A 9,518-nucleotide genomic window follows, 5' to 3' on the forward strand; every position below is an offset into this window, starting at 1 on the left:
TTATTAGATGCATTGGTAAAAGCAAAAGGAAGCCTCCCTTTTAATGTGAAGATAGTAATTGACGGGGAAGAAGAGATTGGGAGTCCAAACTTTTTATCATTTCTAAAGAGCTATAAAGAAAGGTTAGATGCAGATTTCGTACTAATTTCAGATACAGCCATGCTTAGCGAAGATCAACCTTCCGTTTGTGCGGGACTACGAGGACTTTTAGGATTTGACATAATTGTTGATGGACCAAGCAAAGACTTGCCATCGGGTCTCTATGGTGGTGCTGTTCAAAACCCTATTCACGCCCTTATCGAATTGCTCCAATCTATGAAAGATAAACACGGAAGAATCACCGTTAATGATTTTTATAACGAGGTAGTACCGATTACAAATCAGGAAAGAAAAGAAATGCGATCATTACATGTAGATGACGAAGAAATAGCTGAACAACTCGGTGTTCCTGCATTATTTGGCGAATTAGGTTTTTCCACGGTTGAACGATAATGGATACGTCCAACGATAGAGGTAAATGGAATTTCAGGGGGGAATAATCAGACGATTATCCCTAGTCGTGCCGTTGCGCATGTCACATGTAGGCTTGTGCCTAATCAGACACCTGAACAAATATTTGAACTAATCCAACGGCATGTTTTGCAAAATACACCTGCAGGGGTGCGAGTCACTTTAAAAAAACAAAGTGAGGCATGCCCTTATGTTGCACCAATTAATCACCCGGTAATGCAATTAGCTAAACAAGCTTATACCTATGGATACGGAAAAGAAGCTTTATGGATTCGCGCTGGCGGTTCAATCCCTGTAGTAGAGATGCTTGCCAGTTGTTTTGGAATCCCAATTGTTCTAATGGGATTTGGACTGCCTACCGCAAACGTGCATGGACCGAATGAGCATTTTTCTCTAACAAACTTCGAAAAAGGATGGCGAACACTCTCTTGGTTTTTTATTAATATGGAGAAGGTTTTTTGCAATTTGTAGAACAGGTGTGTTTAGCCACAATATGGTGTTCCATTACCCGAATGAAATTGCTCACAAAAAGAGCCGCTTTGTTTTATTGCGGCTCTTTCTTGTTAAGCGATGCCTCCATTTCTTTTGCTAAGTCAGCAACTTCCGCAATCGAAAGACCTGTTCGTTTTGCTACTTCGTGAATAGGTAAAACATCTAAAAGATTTTTAGCGATTTCGATTGCTTTTTTCTTTTCTGTTTCTTGCAATGTTTGTCTCATTCTCTCTTCTATTTCTTCCATTGCAGCCTTTACTGCTGCTTCTTTTTCTTGTTCTAATTCTTCGACAAGCAAGCGTAGGACTTTGTTCATTTTCATCCACTCCTTTACTTTTTTTGCATAGTGTTCGTCAATAAATTTGTCGGTAGCTGTTAAAACGCCAGCGATGATGTGCAGTTGTGTCGGCTCATCTGTGATTTCTTTTGCGAGTCCAATCGTTTTTTCAATCATCGTTTGTCGATCGTAGCGGCTATGCATAAGTGGGACGAGAATTAGTTTCATCGTTTCTTCAGCAGTTAACGGTTCGTTGTTGCGAATTTTTTCTTCAATTGCATGGAAAATCGCATCGCCGTTATATTCACAAAGTAATACTGCCTTTGAGGAAAGGAATACATCTCCTGCATGTAGTTGTTCCTCTACATGTGTGACATCGCTCGTGTAAATAACAACAATACGAATCGGTCGAATTTGTTTCTCTGTTTTATAGTATGTGTCTAATAGTCGGTAAGCATAATCGAGGTACTTTAGATGGTTAGCGATAAATCGATTGTTGCTTTCATATTCGAGTAGAAGAATGGAGTCGTCTTCAAGAAGAAATAGCGTATCCGATCGTTTCGTGCTCGCTTGGACAGCTGGAAACTCATTTGGTAACAATGCTTTAATTTTAGGAAGTCCGTAGAGTCCGTATACATCGAGCGCTTGATTTTTGTACAACTCACTTAATGATTTGAACAAAATATCTTTCGCTTGATACGATATGCCTCGTGCCATGCTTATGCACACTCCTGTTTTATTACCATTATACCTCCTTCGCATAAGAATTGAAACGACTTTCATCATTTAAAAATACGTCTTGAGTCGTAGTTGAAAATATAGCTATGGGACATGATGAAGAAAGATGAGAATCGGTAAGATGAAAGCAAGGAAGGAGGCGAAAGTGATGTTAAAAAAAATCGGGCTATTGTTTGCAGGTGGAATTGCGGTGCTCGTGCTTATGTTTCACCTTGGACCGCTCGTTGGGTTAGCGATCAGCTTGGCGATTTTGTATTATGCGGTCAAGAAGTTTTTCAAAGCCGATTCGACGTTCGGCAAAATCGTTTGGGCGCTCATTGGTTTGGCTGCGCTTATGGCGAGCGTCTCGAATGTACCAGCGCTTGTTGCCATTGTAGCAGCGTATGTGCTTTATGTCTTGTATAAAAAATGGAACGAACCGAAAGAAGTAGTGCAAGTGGTTGACGATCCGTTCGTTCACTTTGAAAAACAATGGGCAGAACTGCAAAAACATTATTAAAGGAGTGGAGAACAATGGGTTTACTTTCTCGCGTGAAAACGATGATTGCGGCAGATATTCATGAATGGTTGGATGAAAAAGAAAAGAAAAATCCGATTGCGGTGTTAAATGAATACTTACGCCAATGCGAACAAGAAGTAGAAAAAGTACGGAAGTTGCTTGAGCGTCAATACTTGTTGAAAGAGCAGTTTACGCGCGAATATCGCGAAGCTGTGCAGCTTGCGGAAAAGCGGAAAAAACAGGCGGACATTGCCTCAAAAGCAGGAGAATCCGAGCTGTTTGCGTTTGCGTCTCATGAGCATATGCAGTACGAAGAGCGGGCGGCGCGATTAAAGCAACTGCTAGACCAAACAAGCGAACAGTTGTTGGAACTAGAAAAGAAATACGAACAAATGAAACATCGATTAAAAGATATGCATATGCGGCGCATGGAGCTCATGGGGCGAGAAAATATCGCACGGGCGCATTACCGCATGAATCGCGTATTAGATGGGTATGCAAACCCCGCGTTTTCTGCGTTTGCGGATACGGAATCGTATTTAGAGCGCCTCGAGCAACAAGTGCAGTCAGACTACTATCGACATACGATCGATGCTCGCATTGCCGAATTAGAAAAGCGGTTGCAGCAAGAACAATAAACATATATGCTAAAGGCGTACGTTGTTGCGCCTTTTTCGTTTTATCGAGTTATAGCTGAAAGGGGTGTGCCCCATGAATCAACAAAAAACAACCGACTATGTGAGTTGGGTGGTGCTTCTTGCGCTCATTGTTTTCGCGATGGAAATTTCGTTTTTTCATCTAGGCATCGTTTTTTCCGTTCTTTTCTCTGCAGGTTTCATTTATATAGGAAGAAAGAAATGGCACCGAAAACTTGGGAAAATTATTTTTTGGATTGGGTGCATTGGTGTTGTTGTCCATGTGTTCACGATGATCACGGTCAGGTTTTTGCTTGTCGCGCTACTGTTTTACGCCATCATCCAGTATGCGCAGTCAAAGCGCCATCCTGCCGTTATTCGTCCAGAGATGGAAACAAGCCATGCAGAAACAGAACTCGTTTTTCGTCAGCCGCTTTTTCAAAACATGTTGTTCGGTCGGCAAAAAACACCGGAGCATGCTTATGAATGGAGCGATGTGAACATTCAAACAGGCATTGGCGATACGGTCATTGATTTAAGCTATGCGGTCGTTCCGAAAGGAGAAGCGGTCATCGTTGTTCGCGGCTGGATTGGCAATGTGCACATTTTCGTTCCGTACGAAATGGAAGTGAGTGTCGTTCATTCCGTACTGTTTGGGGCAGTGTCTATTTTTTCAAGAGAGACGGAGCGGCTATGGAATCAAACGTTTATTTATCAAACGCCAGCGTATGAAACTGCCGAGCAGAAGCTAAAAATCATCACCTCGATGGCGATTGGAAATGTTGAGGTGAAACGGATATGAGCCGGCATATTGTTGGGGCCCTTCTACTCGCTTTTACCGTTTCGGTTGTATTATTTCTTTCATACGTTCTCACGTTTCCGCCTACGGAATGGTCGGCACTATGGAACGAAACGGTGCTTGGAGTGCCGTTTGTCATCTTTTTGTTTATGGCAAGCGGGTTTATTGGCGTGCTTTTTGGCATTTCATTCGATTGGTTTTGGCGAAAACAATGGCGAGCGATTGAACATGCGTTGCTTCAAATGGAACAAGGGAATATAGAGCTATCACGCAAACAAACAGCAAAAGAACTGAACGATGTGTGGGAGAGAATAGAAAAGCTACAAAAACATTGGCTCGAACAAACGAAGCGTACCCAAAAACTAGCGACAGAAAAAGTGGAAAACGAAGAAGAACTCATCGAGCGAATTATTTCAGAAGAACGAAACCGTCTAGCGCGCGAATTGCATGATTCGGTGAGCCAGCAACTGTTTGCCGCGTCGATGATGATGTCCGCGCTCATGGAAACGTATATAGGAAGCGAACAAGGGAAAAAGCAATTGAAGCTCGTCGAACAAATGATTCACCAATCCCAACTGGAAATGCGGGCATTATTGTTGCATTTACGGCCTGTGCAGCTGAAAGGAAAATCGCTCCAAGACGGGATGAAGGAACTGTTAACGGAACTTGCACAAAAAGTGCCGATGGAGATGAAGTGGAAAATAGAGGACGTGACGCTCGACCGTGGAGTGGAAGATCATTTATTTCGCATTTTACAAGAATCGGTGTCCAATACGCTTCGTCATGCGAAAGCGACGATGTTAGAAGTGTTGTTGCTTGAGCGAGATGGGTTTGTCCTTTTGCGCGTGTCGGATGATGGAGTTGGCTTTGATGTCGAACGAACAAAAAGCGGCTCTTATGGCTTGCAACATATGTATGAACGAGCGGCTGAAATTGGTGGGACGTTAAAAATCGTAAGTATAAAAAATAAAGGGACTCGACTAGAAGTGAAAGTACCGCTTGTGTAAGGGAGGAAGCAGGGTGATTAAAGTATTGCTTATCGATGACCATGAAATGGTGCGGCTTGGCGTTTCCGCGTACTTATCTGCCCAACCGGATATGGAAGTCGTCGGGGAAGCAGAAAGTGGGGAAAAAGGGGTGGAACTTGCTCTGCAACTTCGTCCAGATATGATTTTAATGGACTTAGTGATGGAACCGATGGACGGCATTGAAGCGACGAAACAAATTATCAGCGCTTGGCCGGAAGCGAAAATTATGATTGTGACAAGTTTTTTAGACGATGATAAAGTATATCCAGCGATTGAAGCAGGTGCCGTCAGTTATATGTTAAAAACATCGAAAGCGAGCGAAATTGCGAATGCGATTCGCGCTACATTTCATGGGCAATCGGTATTCGAACCAGAAGTGACGGGAAAAATGATGAACAATAGGCGAAAGCAATCGCTTCCACACGAACAGCTAACGAGCCGCGAAATGGAAGTGTTATTACTTATAGCACAAGGAAAAACGAACCAAGAAATTGCCGAGGAGTTGTTTATTTCATTAAAAACGGTCAAAGTCCACGTCAGCAACATTTTAGCGAAACTAGACGTCCAAGACCGAACGCAAGCGGTCATTTATGCGTTTAAACACGGATTAGTCAAATAACGCTCGCTTTTATGGCGAGATTTTTTTATTTTTTGCTTTACATTGACGTTACGTAAACGTTTATAGTGAAATTGTCAGGAGGTGAGCGCGTGGAATATACGGTGAAGCAACTAGCGAACTTGGCGTTGATTTAGAAACGATTAAGCAAATGATCACGTCCCCGTCATTTGACGACGTACAGGCGTTAAAACAACATCGCGAGAAACTCTTGGCAGAACGGAGGCGATTAGAGGCGTTAATCGCCAATGTTGAAAAAACGCTATTAGCGAAAGAAGGGAGAATCATCATGAGCGACAAAGAAAAATTTGAGGCGTTTAAGCAGCAGCTCATTGACGAAAACGAACGAAAATATGGCAAAGAAATTCGGGAAAAATACGGCGATGAGCAAGTGAACAAATCAAACGAAAAAGTAAAAAACATGACGCAAGCACAATACGAAGAAGCAACAAAACTCGGTGAAGAAGTATTGCGCGTATTGCATGAGGCGTTTTTGACTGGCGACCCAGCGGGAGAGCTTGCTCAAAAAGCAGCGGATTTGCATCGTCAATGGTTAGGGTATTTCTGGGACCATTACTCAAAAGAAGCGCATGCAGGATTGGCACAAATGTATGTCGATGACGAACGATTTAAAGCATACTACGATCAAAAACAACCAGGAACGGCGGAATTTTTCCGCGAGGCGATTTTCATTTATACAGGAAAAAAATAAGGCGAAGAGCAGTTTCTTCGCCTTATTTTTTCAACAATAAATAAACAAAATACGGTGCACCAATGAAAGAAACAATCGTGCCGGCAGGGATGGACACATCGACGAGGTTTCGTCCAATGGTGTCAGCTAAAAGTAAAAGCCAGCCGCCGAGAAGAAGCGCGAGTGGAAGGAAAAGCTGGTACCGCGGTCCGACGAGCGATTTTGCCATATGCGGAGCCATTAGCCCAATAAAGGCAATTCCTCCAGTGACGGAAACGGCCGAAGCAGCGAGCGCTACAGCTGCGATGAGAAGCGAAAGGCGTTCTTTTTCCATTGCGACGCCAATTCCAATCGCGGCTTGCTCGCTTAATTCCAATACATTGAGCCGGTTTGCTTTATAAAAAATGAATGGGATAAGCACGATCAGCCAAGGAAGCAAGGCGAAAATAAATGGCCAGTCATCTCCCCAAATATTTCCGGCGAGCCATTTGGCAATAAAATCTACTTTTGTCCGTTCAGCCGATGAAATAAGGATAATCATCGCCCCAGAGAGCGCCAGCGAAAATCCGACTCCGATGAGCACGACTTTTACTGGCTGAAGTCCTTCGTTTTTTTTGTACGATAAAATGTAAATCATATACGCTGTACATAATGCCCCGACAAAAGCAACGAGCGGAATCCAGTACACGAAAGCAGTTGCATCAACAGGAAAAAATAAAAAGAAAATCGCCACTCCTACCCCTGCCCCAGAATGAATCCCTAAAATGCCAGGGTCAGCTAAGTCGTTTCGGGTGATGCCTTGCAAAACTGCTCCTGACAATGCCAGTGCCATCCCTGCGAGTAACGTGATAATAATGCGCGGGAAACGAACGGAAAATAAAATAAACTCTTCCTTAAACGTTCCTTCCCCAAAAAGGGTCGGGAGAATCCGAGAAAATGAAAGGGAGGCCACTCCTGTCCCCATCCCGATAAAGATCGTCGCTCCAATAAGGATGAGTAGGCTGAAAATAAGAAGGCGTTGCTTTTTGAGGAGCGTTGGTTGAATCATGAGAACGTCCCTCCTTTTTTATGGACAATAAACAAAAAGAAAGGCAAGCCCATGACCGCAACAATAGCGGCGACAGGTGTTTCGTACGGTGCGTTAATCGTACGACCAAGTGTATCTGCCAAAAGCATAAATGCCCCCCCGACCGTAGCGGACATTGGCAAGATGAACCGATAGTCTGTTCCGACAATTGCCCGTACGATGTGCGGGATCATTAAGCCGACAAAGGTCATGTTTCCAGCAAGTGCGACGGAAGCGCCAGCTAACAATAAAACGGCAATAAATAGCATCGTTTTAACTTGTATTGTTTTTTGCCCTAATCCAATCGCCACTTCTTCGTTTAAGCTGAGCACTGTTAATTGTCTAGCAAAGAAAAACGCAATTACTGCCCCTACTACGAGAAATGGGGTGATCATTTGCAGCTGTTTCCATGTCGTTCCGCTCATTCCGCCAGCTGTCCACATCGATACATCTTTCGAAATTTTAAAATAAAGCGAGATGCCTTCTGCTACAGCGTATAAAAACATCGAAACCGCAGAGCCAGCTAATACAATTCTTAACGGTGAAAATCCTCCTTTTTTTACGGCGCCAATGCCAAAGACGACCATCGACCCAATTGCTGCCCCAACCAAACACGCCATCGTAATCAAAAGATAATTGGCGGCAGGGAAAAAGGCGAGTGTGATGGCTAAAGCGGCATTTGCGCCGGCAGTTAGCCCCAGTAATCCCGGGTCTGCAAGCGGGTTTCTCGTCATTCCTTGCATGACCGCTCCAGAAATGGATAACGCAGCCCCAACGAAAGCGGCAGCAATTTCACGTGGAATGCGCAGTTCCCAAATCATTAGCGCCCGTTCTTCTTTCGTATGCGACGTAATAGCAATCCATACGTCGCGAATGGTCGTATCGACTGCTCCAAATATGAGCGCCGTCCAAAACATCGCGCCAAGGACAATCAATGAAATGAGCAGCTTGTAAAGAAACGGAAGGGGGAAAGCTTTTTTAGTTGCCATCGTTATCCTCTCTTTCTTCTGACATACGTAAAGGGCGAGGACTTTACATAATCCTCGCCCTCGCTTTCTTATTTTCCTAAGAAATGTTTGATGAAGAAGTCAAGCTGGTAATCCAATGTAATTGGATCATTAAAATAAAATTCTTTTGCGTTTGCTTCAAAGACGTGCCCGTTTTTCACGGCAGGGATGTTTTTATATGTTTCTGTTTGTTGGAAGGAATTATCAGCGTCAGGGTTCTTACTGACGATTAAATAGTCCCCAGCAAACTCAGGGAGAGCCTCTGGCGATAGTGCATAATATCCTGGTTTGAGCGCCATTTCTTCAACTTTCTTTGGCATTTTCAACTTCATTTCTTGGTAAAGAATTTCTGTTCCTCTTCCCCAGTTATTCCCAAATACATAAAGCTGTTTATCGAAGCTTTCAATGACGGAAACAGTGGCGTTTTCGCCAATTTTTGCTTTAATTTCTTCCCCAGCTTTTTGTGCTCGTTGTTTGAAGTCGTCGATCCAAGCTTTTGCTTCTTTTTCTTTATTGAGCAGTTTGCCAATTTCTAAAAACTGTGTTAAGTAATCAACTTTACCATACGTGTATGTGACTGTCGGCGCAATTTTGCTTAGTTTATCAACGTTTTTAATATTTGATAACCCGATAATTAAATCTGGCTTTAGTTCCATAATTTTTTCAATATCTTCATCTGTTACTGCTTCAACATTTTTTAATTTGTCTTGAAAGCGAGGGTTCATTTTTGACCATGAATCGACCCCTACTAGATTTACCCCTAACGCCATGACGTGACCAGCAAAAGAAGATAAAACAACAACCCGTTTCGGATGGGCTGGCACTTCAATTGAGCCGTTTTCGGATTGGTACGTAATTGTTTCTTTTTTCGGTTCTTTTGCAGTAGAGCTGTTTTTCTCTGTTGTGTTTCCGCTGCAAGCGCTAGCGATAAATAGCAGCACTAACATGAACGGAATAAGCAGTTTTCTCATGTTTCTCTTCTCCTTTTAATAAATTGTATGTAATGCAAATCGGCTTGTTTGTACGTGGATCGCGACCGATTACTGCATCGATGTGAAATACTTGCTCGAGAACATCGGGAGTCATCACTTCTTCGCAAGTACCTGCCTTGACGATTTTTCCGTCTTTTAAAGCAACGATATAGTCAGCAAAGCGGGCGG

General features: G+C 43.2%; 9 protein-coding genes and 3 pseudogenes. 7 read left to right on the forward strand and 5 right to left on the reverse strand.

The genetic code is table 11. From position 1 onward, the window contains the following. Positions 1–159 precede the first annotated feature (159 nt). Positions 160–981, forward strand: a pseudogene (locus M4I42_RS15530) (M20/M25/M40 family metallo-hydrolase). Positions 982–1,054: 73 nt separating this feature from the next. On the opposite strand, the gene M4I42_RS15535 reads toward M4I42_RS15530, so the two are convergent. Beyond that, positions 1,055–1,996: a transcriptional regulator gene (locus M4I42_RS15535; protein ID WP_268852982.1), complete on the reverse strand. Its 942-nt coding sequence runs from the start codon at positions 1,994–1,996 to the stop codon at positions 1,055–1,057. A 169-nt stretch (positions 1,997–2,165) separates the two neighbouring features. Here M4I42_RS15535 and M4I42_RS15540 point away from each other — a divergent pair, with 169 nt between their 5' ends. From M4I42_RS15540 to M4I42_RS15565, 6 genes and pseudogenes are all read left to right on the forward strand, one after another. Continuing rightward, a complete protein-coding gene (locus M4I42_RS15540; protein WP_268852983.1) occupies positions 2,166–2,516 on the forward strand; it encodes a lmo0954 family membrane protein in 351 nt (116 codons plus the stop codon). A gap of 14 nt (positions 2,517–2,530) precedes the next feature. Next, positions 2,531–3,154 carry a PspA/IM30 family protein gene (locus M4I42_RS15545; protein WP_268852984.1) on the forward strand — a complete coding sequence of 208 codons (624 nt, stop codon included), beginning with the start codon at positions 2,531–2,533 and terminating at the stop codon, positions 3,152–3,154. A gap of 73 nt (positions 3,155–3,227) precedes the next feature. After that, positions 3,228–3,953 (forward strand): cell wall-active antibiotics response protein LiaF, encoded by a 726-nt coding sequence (gene liaF / locus M4I42_RS15550; protein ID WP_268852985.1) that lies wholly within the window; start codon positions 3,228–3,230, stop codon positions 3,951–3,953. Next, positions 3,950–4,957, forward strand: coding sequence for a sensor histidine kinase (locus tag M4I42_RS15555; protein ID WP_268852986.1), 1,008 nt, complete (start codon positions 3,950–3,952; stop codon positions 4,955–4,957). Before liaF ends, M4I42_RS15555 begins: the two co-directional genes overlap by 4 nt. 13 nt (positions 4,958–4,970) lie before the next feature. Beyond that, the gene (locus M4I42_RS15560; protein WP_268852987.1) at positions 4,971–5,597 is read left to right on the forward strand and encodes a response regulator transcription factor; all 627 of its coding nucleotides are present in this window, start codon (positions 4,971–4,973) and stop codon (positions 5,595–5,597) included. 115 nt (positions 5,598–5,712) lie between these two features. After that, positions 5,713–6,306, forward strand: a pseudogene (locus M4I42_RS15565) (MerR family transcriptional regulator); the annotation flags it as partial. Positions 6,307–6,328: 22 nt separating this feature from the next. Here M4I42_RS15565 and M4I42_RS15570 read toward each other — a convergent pair. The 4 genes and pseudogenes from M4I42_RS15570 to M4I42_RS15585 form a co-directional block, all read right to left on the reverse strand. Further along, the gene (locus tag M4I42_RS15570) at positions 6,329–7,333 is read right to left on the reverse strand and encodes a FecCD family ABC transporter permease (protein ID WP_268852988.1); all 1,005 of its coding nucleotides are present in this window, start codon (positions 7,331–7,333) and stop codon (positions 6,329–6,331) included. Continuing rightward, positions 7,330–8,340: a FecCD family ABC transporter permease gene (locus tag M4I42_RS15575; RefSeq protein WP_268852989.1), complete on the reverse strand. Its 1,011-nt coding sequence runs from the start codon at positions 8,338–8,340 to the stop codon at positions 7,330–7,332. The genes M4I42_RS15570 and M4I42_RS15575 overlap by 4 nt, the downstream gene beginning before the upstream one ends. A 68-nt stretch (positions 8,341–8,408) precedes the next feature. Then, the gene (locus tag M4I42_RS15580) at positions 8,409–9,329 is read right to left on the reverse strand and encodes an iron-hydroxamate ABC transporter substrate-binding protein (protein WP_268852990.1); all 921 of its coding nucleotides are present in this window, start codon (positions 9,327–9,329) and stop codon (positions 8,409–8,411) included. Then, positions 9,280–9,518: pseudogene (locus tag M4I42_RS15585) on the reverse strand (ABC transporter ATP-binding protein); the annotation flags it as partial. The gene M4I42_RS15580 and the pseudogene M4I42_RS15585, both read right to left, overlap by 50 nt.

The sequence above is a fragment of the Anoxybacillus sp. J5B_2022 genome (genome assembly GCF_026847645.1).
GTDB lineage: Bacteria > Bacillota > Bacilli > Bacillales > Anoxybacillaceae > Anoxybacteroides.